This window comes from Shewanella eurypsychrophilus, assembly GCF_007004545.3.
Taxonomy (GTDB): Bacteria; Pseudomonadota; Gammaproteobacteria; order Enterobacterales; family Shewanellaceae; genus Shewanella; species Shewanella eurypsychrophilus.
Genome location: NZ_CP045503.2, coordinates 3,524,636 through 3,550,267, shown reverse-complemented (window position 1 = coordinate 3,550,267; position 25,632 = coordinate 3,524,636). Strand labels below are relative to the sequence as shown.

The window sequence follows — 25,632 nt, the reverse complement described above, 5'->3', positions numbered from 1 at the left end:
TGCAGCTTTATCGCGATAACTGAGCCTATAATACCGCTCTTTTCAAATTGGTAAGACCAATTTACCATAGAGATTTTAACACAGACTGAAAGTAACAGCACTCCTTGTTATTAATCGTTGGCTTGGATTATCTAAATTTGAGATCAAGGTAACAATTGTATAGCTAAGCCTAATAAAGGGATACTTTAGGCACGTAAATTGCCTTATATTTTATTTCTATTAATTAGTTATCATGAAAGTGAATGTGATTGTAGAGGAGGTTTGGTTTAATCCTTTTTTAAATTCAATGGTTAACAATTTGTTTTTTCGTTGGCTTAGTTTATTGGAAGAGATCAAATGTACTGATAAACTTCCTTGTTTTGCTGGTTATTTGAACTGTAAAGTACAAGTGGTAATGCTTACACCTCAATAATGAGTGTTAACTTTTTATGGTTTTCATCGTTTCTTGGTGTTATCGCTTTGAGGCTAGTGTTAATTTAGTTTATATTTGCGGCCATATTATAAGAATAAATGGCTGTAAATATGGAACAAGCAAGCTCAATGGGTAAACAACAAGCGGCAAAATACACCACTACCTGGCAGATGCCAGATACTTTAGTCATTATTTTCTTCGTTGCCTTAGCTGCAGCAATACTCACTTACTTTGTCCCAATCGGTTCATTCGATACTCAAGAGGTTAATTATCTGGTCGATGGAGCGGAGAAGTCGCGGCTTGTTGTCGATCCTAGTTCATTTCAATATAGCTTAGATGAGGAAGGCGCTCCTAAGCTACAACCTGTCGCGTTATTTGAAGGAAACGGTGGCGCAGGCTTTTTTAACTTTGCTTTCGAAGGATTAGTGTCAGGGTCAAAGTGGGGCAGTGCGATAGGCGTCATCATGTTTATGTTAGTCATTGGTGGCTCATTCGGGGTCGTAATGGCAACTGGTACCATAGATAACGGCATCCTAAAGCTTATTGATAAGACTCGTGGCAATGAGATGCTATTTATTCCAGTGATTTTCAGCTTGTTCTCCCTAGGGGGAGCCGTATTTGGTATGGGTGAGGAAGCGATTGCTTTTGCTATTATCATCTGCCCCTTGATGATTAGGCTGGGATATGACGGTATTACCACTGTGATGGTTACCTATGTTGCGACTCAAATAGGCTTTGCCAGCTCCTGGATGAATCCATTTAGCGTGGCAATAGCGCAAGGGATCGCTGGCATTCCAGTACTGTCTGGTTCAGGTATGAGGGTTATCATGTGGGCAGGTTTTACCTTGATGGGCTTAGCATTTACCATGCGATACGCCAAGAAAGTTAAACACACCCCATCACTGTCTTATAGCTATCATTCAGATAGCTATTTTAGAGAGAACCAGAGTAAGGCCAGTCTAGATAGCCGTTTCAATTTGGGCGATGTGTTAGTCCTAATGGCAATCATAGCTACGATTGCTTGGGTGATCTGGGGCGTGGTAACACAAGCTTGGTTTATTCCTGAGATAGCCAGTCAGTTTTTCACCATGGGGATCGTTATTGGTACCATTGGTGTGTTGTTTAAACTTAATGGTATGACTGTCAATAAAATCGCCACAAGCTTTAAACAAGGCGCCGCCACTATGCTAGAACCTGCTGTGTTGGTGGGTTGTGCCTCGGGTATTCTTATCTTACTTGGCGGCGGTGGCCCAACTGAACCTAGCGTACTTAATTCTATTTTAAACAGTGCTGGAAACGTCATCGGCCAGTTGCCTAATGCGCTATCGGCCTGGTTTATGTTGCTGTTCCAATCTGTGTTTAATTTCTTTGTCACTTCAGGCTCAGGTCAAGCAGCGTTAACTATGCCTTTAATGGCGCCTTTAGCAGATATTGTGGGTGTGACCAGGCAGGTGGCCGTCCTTGCCTTTCAACTGGGTGATGGTTTTACAAATGTCTTGGTACCAACATCAGCATCCTTGATGGCAACCTTAGGCGTGTGCCGTGTCGATTGGGGAGATTGGCTGAAGTTTATCTGGCGATTTATGTTGGCGCTATTCGTCGTCTCTAGCTTGATTGTTGTCGGTGCGCATTATTTAGGATTTAGTTAACGATTTAGATCGGTAAATAGATAGGAAAGTCGAACAGAAGTATAGTGGATAGAGTAAAAAGCCTAGGAAAGCCCTAGGCTTTTATTAGTATTTCTTTTTAGAATCTTTGTGTATAAGACGCTGTGTACGTACGTCCATATAGATTATATAAAGACGAATCATATTCTAGATCTGAATCGAGTACAGGATCTTCATTGGTGATGTTACGAACACCAATGCTAAACTTACCGTCCCAAGAAGCCATGTAGTTATAGCTTGCATCAAATGTAGTTTGTGATGAAAGGTTGCCTATTTGCTCATAGGTATTTGGATCTGTTTTTTCAGATTGTCCATCAATATATTGAGTCAATAGTGACGCTGAGTGATCACCGTGTGACCAATCAACAACCCAAGTGAAACGATATTCAGGCATACCATTTCGGCCAATTTGGTTGTTTACAGGTCCATTGAAGTATTCCTCATCATCGTAAGATATGATGTAAGTCAGATCAAATGTTGAGCCAAATTCACCTGCAGCGGTTTCAAAACCAGAGTAAGTCAGATTGAAATCGATACCAGAAGTATCGAAACCGTTACCATTGACCTGTGGAGTTGTCGCAGACAAGATTTTTCCATCTGCTTTATTACCCACTCGCTCGATACTACCTAAAGCTAAATTACCATAGCCGACTTTCTTCTCTTCTTTAAGTAAAGAATCTAAAGAAACAAATGTAATAACATCATCGATGCTTAAGTTGTAGTATTCAACTTTTGAGCTGAAATTGTCAGTGATGTTCCAGATTGCACCTACATTATAAAAGTCAGATGTCTCTGGCTGTAGTTCTGAATTTGCTGTACGAGTTACATCGTATTGCTTAGCTTTACAATCAGCTGTAGCAGTTCCCTGTTGTTCACAGTAGTAATAGTCAGTCGCTGTATCGGCGCTGAAAGAATCTGCAGCATAAAGATCTGATAGCGCTGGAGCTCGGAATCCCTGACCCCAAGATGCACGTAGTACGACATCTTCTAGAACTTGGTATCTTAGCGCTACTTTAGGCGTAGTTGCTGTACCAAAATCTGAATAATTATCATAACGGAAGGCTAAGTTTAGTTCGAGATCTTCAGTAAGCGGAATAATGCTTTCAGCGAATATTGCAAACACATCACGATCACCGCCAGACCCATTACCTGATGATCCGATAACTTCACCCGCTGCAGTTTCGGCATCTACGTTAGCTTCATATTTGTACTGCATAAATTCAGTACCCACATACCAGCCAATAACACCAGCAGGAAGTTCGAAAGCTTCAAAGTTAATACCAGCATTAACACTTTGGAATTCCATGATATCTTGCTTAAGTGTATCGTGACTTATAGCTGCAACAACATCATCACTGTTACCTTCTGGACCGAAGTTGAATTCACCACTCTTAACCATAGCTTCAACAGTAGGGCGATGTACATAGCCTTTACCATAGTTGCTATTTTCAGCTAGATTATAGTGATAAGTGAAATCCCAGCCAAAATCATCATGTTCGCCGACTAAGCCGAGTTGTAGGTCTGTACTGTAATCAATTGTAGATGAATCACGGGTTCCCACATCGGTGAAACGATAGTAAACACGACCATCATTAGCATTCTTGCTAGTACCAGTATTGTTGCCATTGGTATCATAGTTTTGGATATCAACCTGACCAGCATCAACATTAAACCAGCCCGCTGCAGGAGCGTAACGACCAAAAGTCTCGTTACGAGAGAAAAGACCTTGAGCTTCAAACATGATCTCATCAGATAGCTCGTAATCAGCGGCTACATAACCTGCAGTATACTTACGTGCCGCGTGATCTGCAGCTTCTGAAGTGTAGTCATAACCACAGATGTAGTCGCCATCACCATAGTCGTAGACATGACCTCCACCAACCATTTTTTCGTTATCACAAGCAGCCATTGGGCTAAATTGGCCTGATGTCATGTCTAGAAAGTTACGAGCGTATGCAGATACACCCGTAGTATCGGCATATTCTTCTGCCAATACGTTAGTTGAGCTTGTGAACCAGCGATCACGTTGATAGATGATTTCACGGCTTTGGTGTTCGAATGAGAACGTCAAGCTGCCTTTATCACTGCTTGTTCCGCCGATAACGTGAGTTTTCCACTCTTCGCCACCAGCTTGCTGAGGATTTGTTCCTGTCGCCGATACTTCTAATCCTTCAAAGTCCTTTTTAAGGATAATGTTAACCACACCTGCAACGGCATCTGAGCCATAAACAGCTGATGCACCATCAGAAAGGACTTCGATTCGCTCGATAGCGGCAGTTGGAATCGTGTTTAAGTTTACTGCAGTTCCACCCATAGTCGGTGAACCAGGCATGCGTTTGCCGTTGAGTAAAACCAGAGTGCGGTCTGCGCCTGCGCCACGAAGAGAGATGTTTGCCTGGCTCTGCCAAGAACTACCTGATGATTCTGAATTTGAACCAAAGGTGTTCAAGTTACTGCGGCGTAAAACATCGGCGACTGACATTGCACCTGTTTTTTCCATATCAGCAGCAGTAATCGTCGTTACCGGTGAAGAGCCTTCTAAATCGGTACGCTTAATACGTGAACCGGTAACTTGAATTCTTTCTACTGATTCATCTTCACTTGCAGCGAATACAGCTGGTGCAGTTAATGCGGCAGTAGCAGCACCACTGATTAATGCAAAACGCACAGCTTTAGCCATTTTTGAGTTTGGCAGCATTTTGTTTCTCCCTGACACTTATTATGTTTTTAATAATTAATTTTTTATTTTCTTAGCGACTTATTGAAACATCAATACAGTTGTTAACAACTGCTGGTGCTTATTAAGTAATATCGCCATGGTGTGGATATAAGCACGTAGTTATAACATCTGCAATAGTTTGTAATGATGGTGGCAAATAATGGAGGTTAACCTTCTGGTAACCTAAGTGGCTATTGTTTGTAACTATTGGTGGGCTGTGACAATGTTAATCAATGGTTTGCGATTGTTGTGGAGATGTTTATTAGGCTTTGCTTTTTTTGGTTGGATACTTATTGTTCGTAACTAGATGGCTGTCTAGTTAATTTTATTAACAATGGCAACAATAATGTAATAATAATAATTGTAATAATATCTAAGTTTGAAACAAAGTTAATAAAACCGTGACTAAAATCATCCCTTTCAATAACAGTAATATATTTATAATGCTTAATTATTATTCAGTTTTTTACAACTGAGACTTGTTTGTAAATATCAATTGTGGGGTGTTGATTAAAATGTGGGTGCAATGATAGGGGTGTTATCGAGATAGATATACCCAATAGGGATAAGAGGGCCACTGAATGCCAGTGGCCAAGTCACTTATTATTGAGGTTTAGGGGGGCACATCAGGTTTCAGGTTTATGCAATTAGCTGTGAGCCTTGCACTTTATGCTGTTTGGGTGCTGAGCGTGTAGTGCGTTACGTATCGGTAAGTGACAAAAAGTACGACTAATGTTGCGATGAACAGTTCACCAGCCGCTGCTTGCTCTATCAATCTTGTAAAATCACTTGCCCCGTACACCTCTGTAAGCCAGTAGTAAGTCTTGGTGAGCGCAGTCGCTCCTATTACCATTGGGAAAGTAAATGCAGCATAGCCTGGTGAGAAGGGAAGTCTCAATAAGTGAAAGAAGGCTAGGTAGATGACACTGGTCATCAGGATTGCAATACTGAGTAATAGCGCCACGATAACGACCGAAGGATGACTGTTTATGGTTAGGTAGCCAGCTAAAGATAAACTTGCAGGCGCAGCCATAATCGCAATTGTTGGTTTTGCAGCATCGGGTATCGGTGCACAAAAAATCAAGCGATAGAGCATGATGGGTAACATCACGAGATAGCACACCATACCGAAATTAAGTGTTGCGTCGGCAATCCATTGTAATCCTATTTGATCCGTTGGAAAGCTAACCGCTGCGACGATGATGCCGATGGGTGGAACGAACCAGCTCGGTACCATATGTTCGAGCTTAAAATCTATTGCTCTGAAATAGACGAACATACCTAGAAAAACCAAATGGATCACAATAGCAATTAGCCATAAAGTTTGCCCTATGAGTGCAAATTTGATCCCAATCGCATTAGACACAACCATGAGCGCCATCGCAAACGTAGGAATAACACTGCCTACGACAGGATGAGTTAATTCATCTTTGAGTATATTAGGATGTAGCACAAACTTGATAACAAGTGTGCCGAGCATGATTGCTGCAATGCCAGCTGTGAGCATTTGTCCGAGACCGTTCATACTCGGTAACATACTTTCCCAAGCCCAGCCTAAGCTGGCAATGGCCAATGCTAATCCCGCCATTGGGCTGGGTAAGCGTGATGCACGGTGTGAAAGGTGCTGTAAGGTAGATTTCATCTCTATTCCCTCGTTCATAAGTGATGTCACTATGTTAAGGGAATAGGGCGCTTAAAAATATTTGATTCTATTTACTGATAGATTAAATTGTTTTTAACCTTTGGTGTTGCAGCTCTTTAAACGGGTTTGAGTTTACAGCGTAATAATGTATGTCCGAGCCCAATTTCATCGATATCTTCATCGACATAGAGACCAGCTTGCGAGATAAGCTTTAGCATATCTTTGGAGTGATACATCCTACTGTCACCATTGGCCATAGCGGTAAAATAGATAGAGGTCGCGTTAACACAATAGGCTCCGGCTTCAAATGGTTGCCTATCCCAGTAGGTCTCTAGAATACACAGTTCACTATGTTTATTCATACTCTGTGCCGTTCGTTTTAGAATGCTTAATATTTGTGCTTTTGAGAAGCAATCCAAAAACTGACTCATCCAATAAAGATCGCCTTCAGGGCAGAATACCTGAGATTCTTCTAGAAGGTTACACTCAAACCCGTTGACACGATCGCCAACGCCTTTATTAGCAGCATTCTTTAAGGCGACTTTTAGTTGGCCCGGTAGGTCCATGATGGTGACATTCACGTCACTATTATAGCCAGTGCAAGCTAATGCCCATTTACCCGTATTTCCGCCAACATCGACAATATGTTTAGGATTGTTTTTGAACATGAGTGGCAGCAATTGGCCAAATGCATGATCTGAGTAGTAGTGGTCGAACTCGAACCAGCTTTGTTTTACCTGTTCGGGCAATTCACTCAGGGTCGGATAGATAGTTTCCCAATCACCGAATACTTTAAGCCCATTGGGTTTGCCATCACGTAGGGAGGACTCTAATTCGAATAACCCTTGATAGCAGACATCATGGACAAAGTTTAGGTTCACTTTCGCCATATCATCATTGAGTAAGAAGTTACCTATTTTATCTAAATGAAACCGTTCATCGCTGTGCCAAACCAGCCTCATGCTAAGGCCCATATCTAGCAGAACACTGACAGCATATTCAGACAATTGAGTACTTTGTTGTAACTCCTCTAATGAGCAGCCTGTATCTCCAGCGGCATCTATCTGTTCCAGTATTCCAAATTTGAGTAAACAGCGAGCGACTTGAAAGCTGATGGGAGCGAAAGCAATTTTCTGTGCTTCAAACTTAGCATCGAAAGCACTGATATCCTGTGGGGATTGATAAAAAGGCATAATAAAGTTGGGCTCTGTTATATAAGTAAAACGCAAATCACTTTATCACGCTATGAGAAAAAAACGCTAGAAATCAACTTTGATTTGCATTGATTTATACGAACTTGTGATGAAGTATAAACTTGCTGTTTAATTTGAAATCATATCTAAGCTGAATATTCACCACATTCAGTGGGTAACCAGCTTAACGATATCTGTGATAAGAGTTGGAAAAACACCCAAGCCGATAATGACTGAAATAATGGTCCATGAAGTCAGTTTGTCCTTCAAAGGCAATGGCTTTGATCCAGACGGTTCAGCTTGTTTAGATAGCATGCTCATGATTATTCTCAGGTAAAAAAACAGGCCAATGACGCTTGCTATCACAAGAAAGCCTAAAGGCCACCAAAGTTGCCCCGAAATGGCTGCAGTGATGAGGTAAAACTTCCCCATAAAACCAATCGTGAGTGGGATCCCTGCTAATGAAAGCATCAATATACTTAAACAAATAGCTTGAAGAGGCTGTTGCCAAAAAAGGCCGTTTAGCTGGTCAATTGTTTTCTTATTACCCAGTTGCATCAATATTGAGAAGGTACCTGTCAGCGTCAATAAGTAAGCAATTAAGTAAAACAACATAGCCTCAATATTAAAGCTTATGTCTTGGAGTAAGCTGATCTTGCTCTCGATAAGGAGCAAGACAATGAGTAGGTAGCCGAAGTGAGAAATTGAAGAGAAAGCTAAGATCCTCAATAATCTCGTCTGTTGCAGTGCCAATAAGTTCCCCATCAACATCGAGGCCACAGAGATGAAGGCTATAATCTCCATAAGGATACTATCTGCTTGCCAGTCTCCGAAAGTGAATATTCTCCAGAGAACAACAAAAGCGGCTAGCTTCGACATTATTGCCAATAGTGCTGTTGTGGGAAGTGGTGCCCCTTCAAATATATCTGCTACCCACAAGTGGCAAGGGATTAACGATAATTTGAAACACAGCCCTGCTAATATCATTAGCATGCCAACGGTGGATAACTTCACCGATAGCCTTGAAGGTATATCTTGCTGCACAGCATCAGGTGTCGCTATGCTATTGATGGTTTGAAGCTCGGTATTGGCGATTGCATCGAATGATAAACTCCCCGTTTGTAAGTAGAATAAGGCAATTCCCATCAAGATAAATGCAGAGGCGCCTGCCGACAAGACCAGATACTTCACGCCAGCTTCTTGACTATTAGGGTCTGAATTTGAGTAAGCGATGAGACCGACGAAAGATAAGCCCATTAACTCCAAACCAAGGAAGAAGCTTGCAAAGTGTTGGCTGGATATCATAGTTAACGCCCCAAGACTCGCCGTTAACAGTAATAGATAATACTCTTCATTCGCGTGTTTACTGTTGGAAAACCAGTGGTATAGCTGTGACCATAAAAAAACTAATATTCCTAACAAGAGTGCCGAAATAAGTGCATTCACTTGGGTAAAAATAAACAGTGGTTCTGAAAGGACGGGTAACTTAATGGCGTTGATCTGAGTTAAGCATGCAGCGATGAGGCCGATGCCTGATATGAGAAATGCGCCTCCATGAGAGCGCTTCAGTGCGATGAAAGCGAGTAAGATTAAGATAGTACACAGCAATATACCCGCAGGAAGATAATGAAGGCTCATAAAGTACCTCCGCCTAATGAAATGTGTGTCAATATCTGTGTTAATGGCTGTTCTAGCATATTAAAGATGGGTTGGGGATGTATGCCCAGTAAAATCAAACCTATGGCGAGGCAGACTAGAGTGAACGCTTCTCTATAATTTAAATCTTTAGAAGCATGATAATGTGGTTGGTCTGGCTTTATATTAATGTCAGCAGGTGTTTGTATTGTGTGACTATTAGACGATTGTTCCATAAAGCTTGTTGTCGTATCAGGGTCTTTGAATCGGTAGGGGCCGAAAAAGGTTTTCCTGATCATACGTAATGAGTAGATGGCGCCAAAGATGAGTCCCAAAGAAGCCGCTACTGCAAAGCTAGTATGCTGATTAAATGTGCCAAATAGGATTAAAAACTCACCGACAAAATTGCCTAATCCAGGCATCCCTAGTGAAGCAATAACAAAAAATAGTCCCATGGCGCAAAGCTTAGGGAGGTGATGCCATAAGCCGGAAAAGTCATTAAGATCCCGGCTGTGTAGCCTAGCCTGTATCTGGCCAACTAGCATAAACAGGGCAGCGCTACTTAATCCGTGGGCTAACATCTGTATAACGGCTCCCTGCAGGGCAAAATAATTTAGGCTAAAGCAACCAATAAGTACAAACCCCATATGACTGACACTTGAGTAAGCCACTATTCGTTTCAGATCATGCTGTGAAAAGGCTAGAAACGCACCATAAATGATGCTTATAACTCCAAGTATTAACATGAAAGGTGCCCAAGTCTGTACCGCATCAGGAAACAGAGGTAATACAAAACGAATGATCCCATATCCACCAGTCTTTAGCAGTATCGCTGCCAGTATGATACTTGCTGGAGTGGGAGCCTGAGTATGGGCATCGGGAAGCCAAGGGTGGAAAGGGAAGGCTGGCAGTTTAACCAAAAATGCCACAATGAAACCTAAACACAGCCAGACAGCGATAGGGGATGAGATAGGATGTTGAACCAGTAGATGATAATTGAAGCTGAGTATGCCTGTTTGCTGATAGTGGAATATTGCCAGCGCTATGATGCTAAGCAGCATCAGCAACCCGCCTGCCTGTGTGAAAAGAAAGAACTTTAAAGCGGCGTAGTGTCGTTTTTCATGGCCCCAGATAACGATAAGGAAATACATGGGGACTAACATTACCTCCCAAAATACAAAGAAGAGTAATAGATCCATGGCAAGGAATACCCCCACAATGCCCGCAAGGGTCCAGAGAAAATTGAAATAGAAGAATCCTTGATGTTGTGTGATTTCTCGCCAAGCTGACGAAAGTGCTGCCAAACCCATAAGAAAAGTCAGTAGGATAAGCACTAGGCTTAGGCCATCCATTGAAAAGTGGGCGGTAATATTCAACCTTGAGATCCACTCATGGCTTTCATCGAACAGCCATAGACCTGATTGTGAGGACGTCAGACAGAGTAAAATTAAATATGCTAGGCTGATGATTAAGGTTATCAAGGCTATTCTTTGAGGCCAATGTGAATCAAATCTCTGACTGTACCAGGCAATGATCCCTCCAATTAATGGCACTAAGCATAGGGTCGATAAAATCATCTTATGGCTCCCCATGCAACTGCGAAGGCAAAGAATAAAATTAAACTCGCACTATAGCTTCTCAAGTGTCCTGTTTGCATACGATTAAACATGAGGTGCAAGTAACTGCTGATCTTTTCTATAGAGATAAAACCCCGATTAATTAGATCATGCCGATTAATATAGGTTAAGCGGTAAAAGGGCTTTATTAATATCTTCTGATACAGGACGTCAAAGCCCCAGCCATCGCGCAATGTATCTATAAGATTTGAGCTACTGTATTGATTGATCTTAACTGAGACATCTTTATCTTGTTGGTGATAAATTGAAAAACGGAAGATATCTGTTTTTATACACAAATATCCCGTCAGGGCTATTGCACCAATAGGCAGTAAAATAGGTAACCAGTGTTGTAAGCTGCTGAGGGATGAATTGCCGCTTTCGGTGGTTGCTGTGAACATAAGTTCAATACCTTGAGGCTGTAACCCCCCCATCAGGGCTAGACACGTTAAGACGATAAGTACCGCAGCCATTGTTTTCGGTGTTTGTGCCGTAGGCGCGCACTGTAACTTGCCAAAAAAGATCACAAAAAATAGCTTTCCACTGTACATCGCGGTTAATAATGCACCTATGACGGCTCCCCACCATAGCCAAGGTTCGTCGGCAAGGGCCACCTTCTCTAAGATTAACTCCTTACTAAAGAAGCCTGAAGTCAAAGGCAGTGACGCGAGCGCCGCACATCCAACGGCAAAGCTAACAGTCAGTAGTGGTAGCTTCTTGTATAGGCCTCCCATCTTCATGATGTTTTGCTCGTGATGCATACAATAGATTAATGCCCCAGCACTTAGAAATAGCAGCGCTTTAAAAAAGGCGTGAGTCATCAAGTGAAAAACTGCACTCGAAGCTGCACCGACTCCTAAGGCTAAAAACATATACCCAAGCTGGCTGATGGTCGAGTAGGCCAATATCCGTTTAAGGTCGGTTTGAAACAGCGCCGACGTTGCACCTAATAGCAGGGTTAGCACCCCGGTAATCGCAATAAACTGCAAGACATGGGGGGAAAGCTGGAAAAGCGCATCATTTCTGGCTACCAGATAAACACCGGCTGTCACCATAGTTGCAGCATGAATGAGTGCACTGACTGGGGTTGGACCGGCCATGGCATCTGGGAGCCAAGAGTGCAGAGGCATTTGTGCCGATTTACCCGCAGCACCCGCAAATAGCAATAGACAAGATATGGCGATCATGGGGTCGAGTAAACGCGTATCGCCAAGTCCAAGTTGCTGGGCTTGGTATTGGATCTGCTGAATATTAAGGCTATCAAATTGATAAAACAGCATGATAATACCGATTAACATGCCAGTATCGCCAATTCTGGTGATGATAAAGGCCTTATTCGCCGCGTGATTATTAGCCGTTTTTTGATACCAAAAACCTATCAACAGGTAACTGCAGAGGCCGACGCCCTCCCAACCTAAATAAAGTAATAGCAGATTATCAGCAAGCACTAATATCAGCATGGCCGACACAAATAGATTTAGGTAAGCAAAAAAACGACATTGGTGGGGATCATTTACCATGTAACTGGCTGAATAAATATGGATCAAGCTGCCTATGCAACAAATGATGGTGATCATCACCAGTGAAAGTGGGTCTAGGTAAAGTCCGAATTGAACACTCAATGAGTTGGCGTTGGGTTGGCTCAGGTTTAACCAATGGCCAAAAGAGGCTTTGATGATAAATAGCTCTTGATGCCAGAGTTGAATGTTGAGTGTGATAACTAACAGCGCGGCTAGACTCACTGAGCCGACACCTAATACTCTCACCCAGAATGCTTTGGGTTTTAATAGCAATAATATGCCTGCGCTACACAGAGGGATTAATGGGATTAACATTAATAAACTATTCATCTTACCCCCTGAGCTTATTGAGCTTATCGACATCGAGATCTTTCTGCTGTCGATAAACATGGATAACCAGCGCTAATCCTACAGCGACTTCTGAGGCGGCCAAGGTCAGAATAAACAGGTACATCAGTTGGCCGTCTATATTGCCGTGTAGGCTAGATGCAGCCACAAATATCAATGCAACACCATTGAGCATTATCTCCAGTGATATCAGCATAAAGAGTAGATTTCTCCGGCTAAGTAAACCAAATAAACCTATGCAGAAAAGGCTGATACTTAGGGCCAGTACCCAGCTAATCTCTATCATTCCAGCCCCCTTTCTATACTTGGTTTATCTAGGCGTGAAGCCAATTGAGATATGGGTGCCTGTTTGTCTGCATTATCTTGCACAATCGGATCTGAGTTAGGGCGTTCTGTTGTCGAGTGATGAGGTTTTATGGCGGCGGAAGTGACCTGTTTGGTGATATGTATGGCGCTAATCAATGCCGCAAGTAGTAAGATAGCCGCAAGAATGACGAGTAGTTGATAAGTGCTAAAAAGCTCAATAGCGAGTAACTTAACGGATAACGTATTCACTGTGCTTGCTTGAAAGACGCTGTGGGTATCAAATGAAAATAGCATCAGCTCGGCAATGAGTATTGCTGATAAAATCAATGGTCCCTTGGCCACATGTCGATTAAAAATTTGGCGTTCATTTTTAAGGCTTTTAGATCCCTGGTGCAACATCATAGTCACGAAAATGAACAGCACCATGACGGCGCCTGCGTAGACTATGACCTGTAGTGCTGCAGCAAAAGGAGAGCCGAGTAAGAAAAATATCAGTGCAATGGCTAACATCATGGTGACCAGATAGAGGAGGGCATGTACCGCATTATGTGAACTTACGGTCAGTATGGCAGCGATAATGGCTACAATAGATGTCACTGCAAAGATAATTTCAATCATGGCAATAAGCTCCTTACATCTATAGGCGGGAGTTCATTAGCCGCTTCTCCTTTAGCCTTGCCTTCGATGGATTTACCGCTAATTTTGTAAAAATTATAATCGTGATATTTGCCTGGGCCAGCGATCAACAAGTGCTCTTTTTCATAGACTAAGTTTTGTCTGTCATATTCAGCCATCTCAAAATCAGGGGTGAGCTGTATAGCGTGGGTGGGGCAAGCTTCTTCACAAAAGCCACACATAATGCAGCGTGAGAAGTTGATGGTGAAGGTCTTGGCCTCCCAACGCCCATCAGGTTTTTCTGTTTTTTCAACAGAAATACAATCGACCGGACAGGCAATTGAGCAGAGGTTACATGCCACACAGCGTTCCTCTCCATCGGGATCGCGAGTAAGTACTATTCGGCCACGATATCTAGGAGACAAGTAAGGCTTTTGTTCCGGGTACTGCACGGTATCGGCACGAGTGAACGTGTGTTTCAAGATGGTGATTAGGGTTTTTATCTGGCTCAGCATAGCGTCAGCTCCAATCATGAACTGAATGTTAATTGCCATAGGGCAGTTAACATCAAGTTAAGTAACGACAGCGGTAACAACACGACCCAGCCCATGCGCATCAACTGATCGTATCTCGGCCTTGGAATTGCGGCCCTGAGTAGAATAAAGAACACAACAAAACATCCAGTTTTAAGTAAGAACCAGACTATGGGCGGCAGTAGAGGACCTTGCCAACCGCCAAAATAGAGTGTGGTAATTAAAGAAGAGACAAAGATGACGCCCAAATATTCGCCGATAAAAAACATGCCAAATTTCATGCTTGAATACTCGGTATGAAAGCCAGCGACAATTTCGGTTTCTGCTTCAGGGAGATCGAATGGGGCACGGTGACTCTCGGCGACGCCAGCGATTAAGAAGAGTACAAATCCAAGTGGTTGACTAAGAATAAACCAATACTCTGCCTGAGCCGCGACAATATCATTGAGGCTAAAGCTGCCTGTGATGATGACCACACCCATTAAAGCCAGTCCCATAAAGACTTCATAAGAAAGCATTTGAGCTGCTGTTCGCATGGCACCAAGGAGGGCGTACTTACTGTTAGAGGAGAAGCCTGCAAGCATGATGCTATAAACCGACAGTGAACTTAGTGCCAAGATAAAGAGCAAGGCATTATCAAACTGCACGATCTGTATATCGGGTGAAAAAGGAATGATCGCAAAACCCAGTAAGGTCATGATCATTAAGATCATCGGGGCGATAACAAATAAGGCTTTGTCAGCAAAAGGGGGCACCCAATCTTCTTTTGTGAAGATTTTTATCATGTCGGCAATGACTTGAAAAAGTCCCATGGGACCGACGCGATTAGGGCCCAACCTATCTTGCCAGATCCCCAGCAAGCGTCTTTCAAGCCAGGTGGACCATGCAGCAGCGAGTAACAGCAGCAGTAAGACACAGCTAGGTACTAAAATGATGTCAGAGATGCTCATGATGTGCCTCCGATGTCATCATCTGGCGTTATGTGGGCTTGGTTGCCGACTAAGGCAAATATTGGGCTAGGCACAAGTGCAATATGAGGTGACTGAGAATCGTTGAATCGACAAGGTAGCGAGAACGTTTGCTTACTTCCTTGGAGGCACACCACCTGCCCGTTATGTAAGTGTAATGATGCTGCGAGGGAAGGGTGGATCTGCAAGCATGCGTTTGGAGCCATAGATTGAATTGATTGTGAGAAGCTGGCTAGTTCAAAATCTGTATACAGGTTGGCCAATGGAAAGAGTGGCAATCTTGGTGGGGAAAACACCTCGTCAGAAAGCGTATCTCTAGTGAGTTCTTTTGACGTTGGAACTGCTTTTGGGCTAAGACTCGCTGCCGGATCATAGGTAAACCTTGCAGTGCTTGTTGGCTTTACTTCAGTGTTATTTGTGTCGAAAATAGTTATCCCCATTGTCCATGGGGAGTTTGCTTGTGTATTACGGCGGTTGGCACCTTGATCTGAATTCCACTTGGGTGACCATGCATTAGCGGGTAATACTGAGATGAGTTGCACCTGGCTCTGCCGAAAACCTGCGACACCTTCCATAGAGTGATTAAATGGCGAGTGTAAATCTTCCTCTGGTGGATATTCTTTTACCTCTCTGGCTGCATTAATTGCTGTTCTTGCACTTGAGCGTGTTGGTTGCCTTGCGATACTGAATGCGGAATTTTTATTGATTTGAGATAAATTTGAAAATTCCTTTATTTTAGCTAATTGAGTGACTTGCTTTGCTAACCAATCATGGATTTGTGTATCGCCGCTAAGCCCTGTGAGTGTTGCTAACCATCTCCAGGCCAAACGCCGTTGATTGAACCCCGATGTGACTGCAAAAGCATATTGTAGTCTGCCCTCTGAGCTGAGATAGCTGCCTTGGGATTCTGCAAACGAGGTGGAGGGGATAACCAGGTCGGCCATCTTAGCTGTTGGCGTAAACACTTGGTCAATAACGATGATATTTTTGACTTGGTCAAAAGCTTCGCTGAGTTTATCGACACTGATATACCTGTGAAGGTCTGTCTCCAGGATGATTATTGTTTCAGGCGTTTCAGGCGTTTCAGGCGTTTCAGAGTTTGAGGCTATTAATCGATTGACGAAAGCATCTATTCCCTGGGCCACATTCGATTTGACCTGCTCTTTTGGGTGTAGCATAGCCAAATGTAGATCGTTGGCCTGTTTGGTGACGCCATAAAAGCGAGCATCTGTATTTAACTGCTTCAGAACCTCGGCGAGTTGTAGACTGAGTGCTAATGTGTCGGGAGACAGACCTTGCATCCCTGATATTACTAAAGGTTTTTTAGCTTGAATAAGCACAATGGCTATCGATTTCGCTTGATTTGAGCACTCGATGTGAGCGGTGATAATTGAGGAGGGGAGCCCAGCTTTAATATTACTTACTTGTTCTTGTAAGAGGGTGATAATGTCATTAAGCAAAACATGTTGCTCACTGGGGGATGCGATGAGCTCATGACTTGCCAGCTCAGAGAGGTCGGTTGAATAACAGCCAGTGATAATCAAAGGTGAGAGGCTAGCTTGGGCTATGTTTCTCACCGCATCATCCTGCCAGTATTGAACACCGAGTTGCTGAGCTTGCTCTATCCCCACATTACGCGTCATTTGCCTGATCCCCAGTGCCAGTCTTGGGGCTGTATTGCTGATGTCTTCATTGATGATAAAAGCGGCATCGCAAGTTTGAGCTTCTCTTATTGATACCGGATTGACGCTATGGTGCAGATAAGCATGACATAGCATCTGTAGCATCTGCAGCTCTTTGTCGGAAACGCCGCAATAAAAATTATCTTGGCCGACTAACTTGAGTAATGCGGCATTGTTTTCAATACACGTCCTTGCTGAGCCTAAAGCAATACATGATCCTGCCTTATTGGTATTTATCATGTTTTGTAATTGAGTCATTGCCTCCTCATGCTCGAGGGTATCGGTCGTGAGGGTCTGAATATTACGTTTCAGTGGCTTATCTAAGCGGTCATAGTGATTGGCATGCTCATAGCCAAATAAGCCTAAGTTACATAAGAAATGACCATTGACCTCATCATGTTTACGGTTGGTTATTCTGCGAATTATTTTATCTCGCTCACTGATGGTAACGTTGCAGCCTAAACTGCAATGGGGACAGATAGACGGTGCGCTCTGCAGATCCCATTTACGTGTATAGTGCTCTGAGAAAGGTTTATCGGTAAACACCCCCGTTGGACACACTTCTGCTAAATTTCCAGCAAAGTTATTTTCGAGTACACCGGCATTAGCACGGCCAAAATAGAGATGGTTTTTTGAGCCAAATACGTTAAGGTCCTTGCCGCCGCAATAATCACGATAAAAGCGGATACAACGATAGCACCCGATACAGCGATTCATATCGTGGTTAAGCATCGGGCCTAGATATTGATTAAGATGAGTACGTTTCTTACCGGTATAACGCCTATTAATATGGCCACTTATGACCGTCATATCCTGCAAGTGGCAGTTTCCTCCCTCTTCACAGACGGGGCAGTCGTGAGGATGTTGGGTCATAATAGCTTCGATATTAGTTTGTCGAAATTGCGCCGACTTTGTGTCTTGCATCGAGATCTGCATGCCATCAGATACTTGGGTCATACAGGCCATAATTAATCGACCAACTTTGTCTTCATTGTTTTGATATTGTGTCACCGCACATTGCCTACACGCGCCAACGGAACCAAGCTCAGAGTGCCAACAAAAATAGGGTAAATCTAACCCTAAAGTTAAGCAGGTTTGCAGCAAGTTTTCCCCAGCTAACACCTGATATTTTTTGCTGTCTATGCTGATAGTGATATGTTTAGCTTCATCGTCATGATGGCTCATCGCTTCACCTCTGCGAGGGATTGGGCTATTGAGCCGCCTTTATGACTTACCTCTGTTAAATGATATGGGCAGCATTGCTGATGTATATGGGACTCGAAGTCTTTTCTGAAGTATTTGAGTGCGCTTTGCAGCGGTTCTACCGCGCCGGGGGCTAAGGCGCAGAAGGTATTACCGGGTCCGGCGAATTGACACAGGGCTTCAAGCTGGTCTAAATCTGCTAATTCACCTGAACCTGTTTCTATTTTCTCAAGCAAGGCCACAGCCCATGGAAGACCATCACGACAAGGTGTGCACCAACCACAGGATTCTTGAGCGAAAAATCGAACCAGATTTAGCACCATAGAGACAGGGCAATAGCGATCATCTAGAATAATGAGCGTGCCTGTTCCCATACGGCTGCCGAGCTTTCCAATTTCGTCATAGTCCATTTTGGCATCTAGATGCTCTTCAAGTAGAAAGTCTGTTGAGCCGCCCCCGGGAAGTAGCCCCTTAAGCCGATAGCCTTCGCACATTCCGCCAGCGTGTTGTTCGATGATCTCTCTGATGCTGGTGCCCATGGGGAGTTCCCACAAACCCGGTTTATTCACTCTGCCACTCACGCCAAAAATCTTAGTGCCTGCATCTTGGCCTTTTCCCAGTGATTTAAACCAATCACAGCCAAAGTGGATTATATGGGGTAAATTGCAAAAGGTTTCGACGTTATTCACTACGGTGGGTTTGCCCCAAAGGCCGGCAACCTGAGGAAAAGGGGGCTTGCTTCTTGGGTTTGCTCGCTTGCCCTCCATCGCGTTGATGAGGGCCGTTTCTTCACCACAGATGTAACGACCGGCACTCGAGTGTATATGGATATCGAACTGGAAATTCTTGCCAAGAATGCCTTTGCCTAACAGATGATGTTCACGGCACTCATCCAAGGCTGATTTCAGTCTCTGTTCTGCCAGATAATAATCGCCTCTAAGGAAAATATAGCCCTGTGTTGCACCTAATGTTAACCCGCCAATGAGCAGTCCTTCAATAATTTGATGAGGTGTTTGCTCCAGTAACCATCTATCTTTAAACGCGCCGGGCTCCATTTCGTCAGCATTGACGATTAAATACTTCTCTGCTGGTGCTCCCTCGCCGCGGGGAACAAAACTCCACTTTAATCCGGTTGGAAAACCTGCTCCACCTCGACCACGCAGATTTGATTTTTTTAACATATCTAACAGCTCATCTGAGCTCATATCTATGGCTTTTTTAAAGCCAGCGTAGCCGCCATGGGCTGTATATTGCTCTAGCTGCCAACTGTGTTCATTGTCTGTGATAAATCGGGTTAATGGGCTTTGAGGAAAGTTCATTTATTCCCCTTAATGAGCGCGTCAATCAAGCCCAGAGTCTGAGTAGAATCGAGATTTTCATATAGCCGCTTAGAGGCTATCATCACAGGTGCTTTATCACAGGCACCTAAACAGGGAAGAGGAATGAGGGTGAATTGATTGTCTGCGGTTGTCTCACCTGGCTTAATATTTAGCTGCTGGCTAATAGTATTGCGGATCTCGGCGCCACCCATCAAGTCGCAGCTGATCCCATTGCAGGGGTGCAAGACAATATCTCCCACAGGGCGCCTGAAGATCAGGTTGTAGAAGGTCGCCACAGAGTCGAGATCGCTAATAGAGACATTTAGATAGCTTGATAATAAAGATAGGCTGGTATCACTTACCCAGCCACGCGCTTCCTGTATCACTTTTAGTGCATCGATTGAGACGCCTGCCGGGCAGGGCGCTAACTTAAGCAATTTATCGAGTTGAGCTTTCTCACACTGGCTTAATTGATCAGCATCTAATCTATCTTGATCATTTTCAGATCTTACGAGATTGCTTGTATGCGTATTTTCATCTCTTGTTGCTGTTTGGACCGTATCTGTTCGTTCCTGCGTCGAGTCTAATTTAGGTGTGGTTACATTAACGGGTGTTGATGATGTACCACTATTGCCCGGATACTTACTACATCGGGTGGTGTCAGCCGATATCAGCTCTTGAATAGGGATCCTTAGTTGCTGTTCGTAGCCTCGGGTCATAAAGGTCTCCTACCTGTCTACATCGGCCATAACAAAATCGATACTCGCAAGAATAACGATTAAGTCAGCCACCATGAGCCCTTTAGCCATCAAGGGGATCATCTGTAAATGAGCAAAAGACGGTGTGCGGATCCGAGTGCGATAACTCGAGCTACTACCATCACTGATCAAGGAGTAAGCGTTGATACCTTTAGTCGCCTCAACGGCGAAACAAGATTCGCCTTTTGGCATAACCGCTCCCCAACTGACATTCAAAAAGTGTTGGATCAGGGTTTCGATGTCTTGTTTGCTTCGCTCGGTTTTCGGCGGAGTGGTTAATGGGTGATCGGCTTTGTAGTCTCCCGCAGGCATATGGTCGATACATTGTTGAATGATTTTTAGACTTTGTCTCATCTCATCGACTCTGAGCTGGCACCTGTCATAGGCATCACCATTACTGGCCGTTGGAATGTCGAATTGGTAATTTTCATAGCCAGAATAAGGACGCTGTTTGCGTAGATCCCAGTCAGCACCTGTAGCTCGAAGTCCTACACCTGAAACATTCCACTCAAGGGCCTGCTGTGTATTGTACTTTCCTATTCCTATGGCTCTGTGTTTAAGTATGCTGTTTTGCATCACCATAACTTCATATTCATCGAGTTTTGACGGAAAGTAATCGACAAATTCTTGCATCATGATATGCCAGCCCTGGGGCAAATCTTGCGCGACACCGCCAATACGAAACCAGCTTGGGTGCATACGAGCACCTGTGATGGCTTCAATAATGCTGAACAGTTTCTCTCTATCAATAAACAGATAGAAGATAGGAGAGAGCTGGCCGACGTCTTGAGCAAATGTACCGAAAAAAAGCATATGGCTTAGAATACGAAAGCATTCAGCCAACATGACACGAATACATTTGACTCTCTCAGAGACCTGAATATTGGCTAGCTGTTCGATGGCTAAAATATAGGGGAAGTTATTCATGACTCCCCCTAAGTAATCAATTCTATCCGTATAGGGAATAAATCCGTGCCAGGTCTGACGTTCAGCAATTTTTTCTGCCCCTCTATGGTGGTAGCCGATATCGGGCACGGCATTTTTTATCTGTTCACCATGCAGTTGCAGCGCTATCCTAAATACACCATGTACACTCGGATGATTAGGCCCAAGATTTAGAAATAGGTAATCATTATCTTCACTAGATTCTTCCATTCCCCATGCTTTAGGATCGAACCTGAGCGCTTCTTGCTCTTTGGCCAACTTTTCATCATCTAAACTAAAGGGCTCCATTTCTGTGGCGCGACAGGGAAACTCTTTTCTCAGTGGATGCCCCAGATAAGTGGGGGGAAGTAAGATACGGTAGAGGTTAGGATGTTCGTTAAACACGATACCAAATAGATCCCAGATCTCACGTTCATACCAGTTTGCTGATGGCCAGAATGAGGTGATGCTGCTCTGCTCTTCATTATCTTCAAGCGCAACTTTTAAGCGAATATCTTGATTTCGCTCTATCGACATCAATTGGTACACCAAGGTAAACGCTTTAGCAGGGAGCTGTGCTTTATCTAATCGAAGACGTTCATCGATGGCATAGAGGTCAAAAAGAAAGTTGAATGGCTCAGGAATAGATTTCAATAGCTTAAGTACAGGGAACAGCAGCTTTTTATCTATCCAAAGCGTGAGTATATTATCTGCTGTCTGTTGTTCAAAAATGTTATTGGGTATCACGTCACCAAGCTCTGGTAGCATGGCCAAAGTCAGCTTTGTATGTGGATTTACCGGTTTAATTGACAACTCCTTCGTCACAGTATCCATTGTTACACCCTATCTGGCGGCGTGAGTTTATCGCTGATGACTCGAGATGCATGTTTCTCATCACGTAAATTACGGCAGGCAAAGGATTCTATCTCTTGTGGGGTAATGACACGATTCAGCGGTCTTCTTTGCTTAGCCTCGCCATCTTTTATTGCTTGCTGTAGTAGTGTTAGTCCATACATGAGTGCTTCAGGCCTTGGAGGGCAGCCAGGGACATAAACATCTATGGGCAAGAACCGATCGGCGCCTTGGACAACGCTATAGACGTCATACATACCGCCTGAATTGGCACAAGATCCCATGCTGATCACCCATTTGGGTTCTAACATTTGATCGTATAGGTGCTTAATAACCGGTGCCATCTTAAGAAAAACAGTGCCAGATATGACTATTAAATCGGCTTCTCTTGGTGTCGCTCGTATCACTTCAGAGCCAAATCTGGCGATGTCATGACGACTGGTGAAAGAGGTGGCCATCTCGACATAGCAGCAAGACAGGCCAAAATTGAACGGCCAAAGGGAGTTACTTCGGCCCCAGGCGACAAGATCTTCTAAGCGAGTGACCAAGATGTTTTTCTCTACCACCTCCTGCATGCTCATGGAGGCAGTTGGAATTTCTTGGGGATCAGCAAGCTGAGGTTTGGTTAGTTGCCAACGCATTAAGGGGCTCCCTCTTTTTGTATTCCCCAGTCGAAGGCGCCTTGTTTAACTTCATAAATTAGCGCAATGAACAGGGCTAAGGTAAATAGACTTGCAGTGAGTAGGCCAGGCCAACTGGTTTCCAGAACAACAAGCGACCAGAGGTAGAGAAATACCGCTTCAATGTCGAAAATAACGAATGAGATGGCGATTAAGAAATAATTTACATTCCAACGAATATCGGTATCGCCAGTTGGGACTATGCCTGACTCATAGGGATAGGCATTGGTCCTCTTCTTGCCTCTGGGATTTAAGGCATGAGATACAATAATCATCGTCATAGTGACGATGATTATCGCGAAAACATAGAAAACAAAACTCGCAGATACCATAGCTCAGCGCCTTATTTTTTTGTTTTTATCCCCAAAAAAATATTTTCGAGGTAATGCCATGATTGTGATAATAAAGTTGGACGACAATGATGAGTTAAAGCGGATAAGCTAGCCACCTCGGTTAGCTTATCTAGGCTTTCCATTTTAAAAACTAAACTAAATTCAATTAAACTAAACGGGTATGACCGCGCTCATACATAGCTTTCAAATGATCGTCTATGGCCTTCAGTACCGCGGAGCGATTAATCACACCAATCAATCTTTCTTCATCATCGACAATAGGATAAATTTTAGGTTTGTGATGGGTCATCTGTTGGGCTAGATCCAGCACAGATGATTCCTTCTTCACTGTCAGCGGATCTGCATGCATCACATCGCCGACGTCATAGTGATTTTCGTTTAAATAGGTTGCTTCAAGCATTTTAATCAAGCAGTCCTGCTCAGATAAAAAACCAATCACCTTTCTGTCATCATTAATAACCGGCCCACCAATTTGCTTATTCTGCAAAAATAGCTCTACGGCTTCTGCGATTGGCATATTTGCTGTAAATGTAACTGGACGTCTATTCATGTAGTCAGCAATCTTTATCGACTCCATAGCTCGCTCCTTTATTGCAACTGAGTAGTCCTGTCTGTCATATTGAGTTAACTTGTTGTTAAATTGTTATGACGGATAACTGCTGGCGATTATGCTCTATTGCTTTAAGGTTAGACGGAATTCCTTGTTTTGTTAGATAAAGAAACAAAAAGAATTAAAAACATAACGATAAGCATATTTTGCAGAGCTTTAAATTACTGTGTCTGCAGCGGTTAAACTTAGTGACTGATTTTTCGTGTGTTACTCGGTGTTTTTCGCTGACGAAGAACGAAGGAAACAATGATGACTTATCCATTAACTTATGTGGGACGCCAGACAAGCCGCAGTGATGGAGAAGCGAGGCGGTTGGTGATTTTAGAGGCCACACTTAGGCTTATTGTAAAAGAGGGTATCCGGGGTGTTAGGCATAGAGCGGTGGCAAAAGAGGCTGGAGTGCCTTTAGCTTCAACGACCTATTACTTTAAAGATATTAAAGACCTTATCAGTGATTCTTTGACCTACTTTGCCGAAAAAACGCTGTGGATGAATAAAGAGTTAGAGACTCGTAGTTTTGATTTACTCAAGCAATTGTCGGCAGCGGAGGAGGTGAGTGATGCAGGTGCATTTAACTGTAATGGAGCGAGTGAACACTTAGTGAGCAAGCTGTCACAATTTATTTGCGCTCATATTGCTGAACAAGTGTCGAACCGAGACGATCGAATTTTGGAAGTGGCGTTCCATGAAGAAGCGTTAAGAAATAGTCAATTGGCAAATGCCATTAAGCTATTAGATGAGTCCTTGCTGGCCAGTATTCAGGCATTTTTTACGCAACTGGGCTCAATCAGCTCACAGCCTGATGCCTATCAGATATTGGGTTTGATTAAATTGCTGGAATATCAGTCTGTTGTTCAGAGTCTGCATAGCAAATTAGTGCAAGACTTTGAACCGATTATTAGTTCAACGGTAAGGAATATTATCAGGGGCATTCAATCATAGTTTATCGATATAAAAAAACCGGATTTAAATCCGGTTTTTTTATATCATTCTAAATGCTTACTGAACGTTTTCAGCGTCGCTGAACTCGCCTTGAAATAATACCGAAGATAAATAACGTTCGGCAGCTGAAGGCAAGATAACGACAATCTTTTTGCCTGCAAACTCTGGCAGTTCGGCAATACGATTTGCTGCCACAACGGCTGCACCAGAAGAGATCCCAACTAGGATTCCTTCCTCTTTCATTAAACGTTGTGCCATCTCAATTGACTCTTCATTTGTCACAGCTTCAACACGGTCAATCATCTCAAGATCTAAGTTACCAGGGATGAAACCCGCGCCGATACCTTGGATTTTATGTGGTCCAGGTTGAATAGCCTGACCAGCTAAAGTCTGCGCGATAACAGGAGAGTCTGCAGGTTCAACTGCCACAGAAGTGATAGCCTTACCTTTGGCGTTTTTAATGTAACGACTGACACCTGTGATCGTACCGCCTGTGCCGACACCAGCGACGACAACATCGACTTCACCGTCAGTGTCATTCCAGATTTCAGGCCCTGTGGTTTTTTCATGGATCTCAGGGTTAGCTGGGTTATCAAATTGCTGCAGTAAAACGAATTTTTCAGGAGCTGACTGGCGGATCTCTTCAGCCTTATCAATCGCCCCTTTCATGCCTTTAGCGCCTTCAGTTAGCACTAATGTAGCGCCTAATGCCTTTAGCAACTTGCGGCGTTCTAGACTCATGGTATTTGGCATGGTCAACGTCAACTTATAACCACGTGCTGCAGCAACATACGCTAATGCAATACCCGTATTTCCAGACGTTGGCTCAATCAATTCTTTATCTTGAGTTAGCAAACCTTTTTTCTCAGCATCCCAAATCATATTGGCACCGATGCGGCACTTAACGCTAAAGCTTGGGTTTCTAGCTTCTACTTTGGCAAGAACATTACCATTGCTCACGCGGTTAAGGCGAACAAGTGGGGTGTTACCTATGGTATGCGAATTATCTTCGAAAATTTTGCTCATGGATTGCTTGCTCCTTTGAATATACAGGTAAATCATAATCGCCTTTAGCGGCAATAGAAGTGATTGTTTGTTCTTCTTTATTCCATTTAGTTATGAAAGATCTTTAAAT

20 protein-coding genes are annotated in these 25,632 nt (G+C 43.4%); 2 read left to right on the top strand and 18 right to left on the bottom strand.

What is annotated here, in order from left to right; all coding sequences use genetic code 11:
- Positions 1–522: 522 nt before the first annotated feature.
- Positions 523–2,061, top strand: coding sequence for a putative basic amino acid antiporter YfcC (yfcC, locus tag FM038_RS14985; protein WP_142874176.1), 1,539 nt, complete (start codon positions 523–525; stop codon positions 2,059–2,061).
- A 97-nt stretch (positions 2,062–2,158) separates the two neighbouring features.
- Here yfcC and FM038_RS14980 read toward each other — a convergent pair whose 3' ends face one another.
- From FM038_RS14980 to FM038_RS14900, 17 genes are all read right to left on the bottom strand, one after another.
- Positions 2,159–4,777 carry a TonB-dependent receptor gene (locus FM038_RS14980; RefSeq protein WP_142874175.1) on the bottom strand — a complete coding sequence of 873 codons (2,619 nt, stop codon included), beginning with the start codon at positions 4,775–4,777 and terminating at the stop codon, positions 2,159–2,161.
- Between the two features lie 688 nt (positions 4,778–5,465).
- Complete coding sequence (locus FM038_RS14975) at positions 5,466–6,440, bottom strand: TDT family transporter (protein ID WP_142874174.1); 975 nt, start codon at positions 6,438–6,440, stop codon at positions 5,466–5,468.
- A gap of 116 nt (positions 6,441–6,556) precedes the next feature.
- Positions 6,557–7,633, bottom strand: a complete 1,077-nt coding sequence (locus FM038_RS14970; protein ID WP_142874173.1) for a methyltransferase — start codon at positions 7,631–7,633, stop codon at positions 6,557–6,559.
- 168 nt (positions 7,634–7,801) lie between these two features.
- Positions 7,802–9,271, bottom strand: coding sequence for an NADH-quinone oxidoreductase subunit N (locus FM038_RS14965; protein ID WP_142874172.1), 1,470 nt, complete (start codon positions 9,269–9,271; stop codon positions 7,802–7,804).
- Positions 9,268–10,845 carry a complex I subunit 4 family protein gene (locus tag FM038_RS14960; protein WP_142874171.1) on the bottom strand — a complete coding sequence of 526 codons (1,578 nt, stop codon included), beginning with the start codon at positions 10,843–10,845 and terminating at the stop codon, positions 9,268–9,270. Before FM038_RS14960 ends, FM038_RS14965 begins: the two co-directional genes overlap by 4 nt.
- Positions 10,842–12,734 (bottom strand): NADH-quinone oxidoreductase subunit L, encoded by a 1,893-nt coding sequence (gene nuoL, locus FM038_RS14955; protein ID WP_195873067.1) that lies wholly within the window; start codon positions 12,732–12,734, stop codon positions 10,842–10,844. The genes FM038_RS14960 and nuoL overlap by 4 nt, the downstream gene beginning before the upstream one ends.
- Before the next feature lies 1 nt (position 12,735).
- Entirely contained in the window at positions 12,736–13,038 is a 303-nt protein-coding gene (gene nuoK / locus FM038_RS14950; RefSeq protein WP_142874170.1) for an NADH-quinone oxidoreductase subunit NuoK, read from the bottom strand.
- Positions 13,035–13,676, bottom strand: a complete 642-nt coding sequence (locus FM038_RS14945; protein WP_142874169.1) for an NADH-quinone oxidoreductase subunit J family protein — start codon at positions 13,674–13,676, stop codon at positions 13,035–13,037. The genes nuoK and FM038_RS14945 overlap by 4 nt, the downstream gene beginning before the upstream one ends.
- Entirely contained in the window at positions 13,673–14,188 is a 516-nt protein-coding gene (gene nuoI / locus FM038_RS14940) for an NADH-quinone oxidoreductase subunit NuoI (protein ID WP_142874168.1), read from the bottom strand. Before nuoI ends, FM038_RS14945 begins: the two co-directional genes overlap by 4 nt.
- Positions 14,189–14,202: 14 nt before the next feature.
- The gene (gene nuoH / locus FM038_RS14935) at positions 14,203–15,156 is read right to left on the bottom strand and encodes an NADH-quinone oxidoreductase subunit NuoH (protein WP_185965842.1); all 954 of its coding nucleotides are present in this window, start codon (positions 15,154–15,156) and stop codon (positions 14,203–14,205) included.
- Entirely contained in the window at positions 15,153–18,041 is a 2,889-nt protein-coding gene (gene nuoG / locus FM038_RS14930) for an NADH-quinone oxidoreductase subunit NuoG (RefSeq protein WP_142874166.1), read from the bottom strand. The genes nuoH and nuoG overlap by 4 nt, the downstream gene beginning before the upstream one ends.
- The gene (gene nuoF / locus FM038_RS14925) at positions 18,038–19,378 is read right to left on the bottom strand and encodes an NADH-quinone oxidoreductase subunit NuoF (protein ID WP_142874165.1); all 1,341 of its coding nucleotides are present in this window, start codon (positions 19,376–19,378) and stop codon (positions 18,038–18,040) included. Before nuoF ends, nuoG begins: the two co-directional genes overlap by 4 nt.
- Positions 19,375–20,097: an NADH-quinone oxidoreductase subunit NuoE gene (gene nuoE, locus FM038_RS14920; protein WP_142874164.1), complete on the bottom strand. Its 723-nt coding sequence runs from the start codon at positions 20,095–20,097 to the stop codon at positions 19,375–19,377. The genes nuoF and nuoE overlap by 4 nt, the downstream gene beginning before the upstream one ends.
- Positions 20,098–20,106: 9 nt before the next feature.
- Positions 20,107–21,894, bottom strand: coding sequence for an NADH-quinone oxidoreductase subunit C/D (nuoC, locus tag FM038_RS14915; protein WP_142874163.1), 1,788 nt, complete (start codon positions 21,892–21,894; stop codon positions 20,107–20,109).
- Between the two features lie 2 nt (positions 21,895–21,896).
- The gene (locus FM038_RS14910; protein ID WP_142874162.1) at positions 21,897–22,553 is read right to left on the bottom strand and encodes a NuoB/complex I 20 kDa subunit family protein; all 657 of its coding nucleotides are present in this window, start codon (positions 22,551–22,553) and stop codon (positions 21,897–21,899) included.
- The gene (locus tag FM038_RS14905; protein ID WP_142874161.1) at positions 22,553–22,924 is read right to left on the bottom strand and encodes an NADH-quinone oxidoreductase subunit A; all 372 of its coding nucleotides are present in this window, start codon (positions 22,922–22,924) and stop codon (positions 22,553–22,555) included. The genes FM038_RS14910 and FM038_RS14905 overlap by 1 nt, the downstream gene beginning before the upstream one ends.
- Before the next feature lie 166 nt (positions 22,925–23,090).
- Positions 23,091–23,522 carry a CBS domain-containing protein gene (locus FM038_RS14900; RefSeq protein ID WP_142874160.1) on the bottom strand — a complete coding sequence of 144 codons (432 nt, stop codon included), beginning with the start codon at positions 23,520–23,522 and terminating at the stop codon, positions 23,091–23,093.
- Positions 23,523–23,804: 282 nt separating this feature from the next.
- Here FM038_RS14900 and FM038_RS14895 point away from each other — a divergent pair, with 282 nt between their 5' ends.
- On the top strand, positions 23,805–24,497 hold the full coding sequence (locus FM038_RS14895) for a TetR/AcrR family transcriptional regulator (RefSeq protein ID WP_142874791.1): 693 nt from the start codon (positions 23,805–23,807) through the stop codon (positions 24,495–24,497).
- Between the two features lie 57 nt (positions 24,498–24,554).
- Here FM038_RS14895 and cysK read toward each other — a convergent pair whose 3' ends face one another.
- Positions 24,555–25,523: a cysteine synthase A gene (gene cysK, locus FM038_RS14890; protein WP_142874159.1), complete on the bottom strand. Its 969-nt coding sequence runs from the start codon at positions 25,521–25,523 to the stop codon at positions 24,555–24,557.
- Positions 25,524–25,632: the final 109 nt, after the last annotated feature.

Excerpts from the sequence above, each read along its gene's own strand:
- FM038_RS14980 (WP_142874175.1), bottom strand. The coding sequence starts at position 4,777 with ATGCTGCCAAACTCAAAAATGGCTAAAGCTGTGCGTTTTGCATTAATC.
- nuoG (WP_142874166.1), bottom strand. The coding sequence starts at position 18,041 with ATGAGCCATCATGACGATGAAGCTAAACATATCACTATCAGCATAGAC.
- yfcC (WP_142874176.1), top strand. The coding sequence starts at position 523 with ATGGAACAAGCAAGCTCAATGGGTAAACAACAAGCGGCAAAATACACC.
- FM038_RS14905 (WP_142874161.1), bottom strand. The coding sequence starts at position 22,924 with ATGGTATCTGCGAGTTTTGTTTTCTATGTTTTCGCGATAATCATCGTC.
- FM038_RS14910 (WP_142874162.1), bottom strand. The coding sequence starts at position 22,553 with ATGCGTTGGCAACTAACCAAACCTCAGCTTGCTGATCCCCAAGAAATT.
- FM038_RS14945 (WP_142874169.1), bottom strand. The coding sequence starts at position 13,676 with ATGATTGAAATTATCTTTGCAGTGACATCTATTGTAGCCATTATCGCT.
- nuoK (WP_142874170.1), bottom strand. The coding sequence starts at position 13,038 with ATGATAGAGATTAGCTGGGTACTGGCCCTAAGTATCAGCCTTTTCTGC.
- nuoI (WP_142874168.1), bottom strand. The coding sequence starts at position 14,188 with ATGCTGAGCCAGATAAAAACCCTAATCACCATCTTGAAACACACGTTC.
- cysK (WP_142874159.1), bottom strand. The coding sequence starts at position 25,523 with ATGAGCAAAATTTTCGAAGATAATTCGCATACCATAGGTAACACCCCA.
- nuoC (WP_142874163.1), bottom strand. The coding sequence starts at position 21,894 with ATGGATACTGTGACGAAGGAGTTGTCAATTAAACCGGTAAATCCACAT.
- FM038_RS14900 (WP_142874160.1), bottom strand. The coding sequence starts at position 23,522 with ATGGAGTCGATAAAGATTGCTGACTACATGAATAGACGTCCAGTTACA.
- FM038_RS14960 (WP_142874171.1), bottom strand. The coding sequence starts at position 10,845 with ATGATTTTATCGACCCTATGCTTAGTGCCATTAATTGGAGGGATCATT.
- FM038_RS14970 (WP_142874173.1), bottom strand. The coding sequence starts at position 7,633 with ATGCCTTTTTATCAATCCCCACAGGATATCAGTGCTTTCGATGCTAAG.
- nuoL (WP_195873067.1), bottom strand. The coding sequence starts at position 12,734 with ATGAATAGTTTATTAATGTTAATCCCATTAATCCCTCTGTGTAGCGCA.
- FM038_RS14975 (WP_142874174.1), bottom strand. The coding sequence starts at position 6,440 with ATGAAATCTACCTTACAGCACCTTTCACACCGTGCATCACGCTTACCC.
- nuoH (WP_185965842.1), bottom strand. The coding sequence starts at position 15,156 with ATGAGCATCTCTGACATCATTTTAGTACCTAGCTGTGTCTTACTGCTG.
- FM038_RS14895 (WP_142874791.1), top strand. The coding sequence starts at position 23,805 with ATGACTTATCCATTAACTTATGTGGGACGCCAGACAAGCCGCAGTGAT.
- nuoF (WP_142874165.1), bottom strand. The coding sequence starts at position 19,378 with ATGAACTTTCCTCAAAGCCCATTAACCCGATTTATCACAGACAATGAA.
- nuoE (WP_142874164.1), bottom strand. The coding sequence starts at position 20,097 with ATGACCCGAGGCTACGAACAGCAACTAAGGATCCCTATTCAAGAGCTG.
- FM038_RS14965 (WP_142874172.1), bottom strand. The coding sequence starts at position 9,271 with ATGAGCCTTCATTATCTTCCTGCGGGTATATTGCTGTGTACTATCTTA.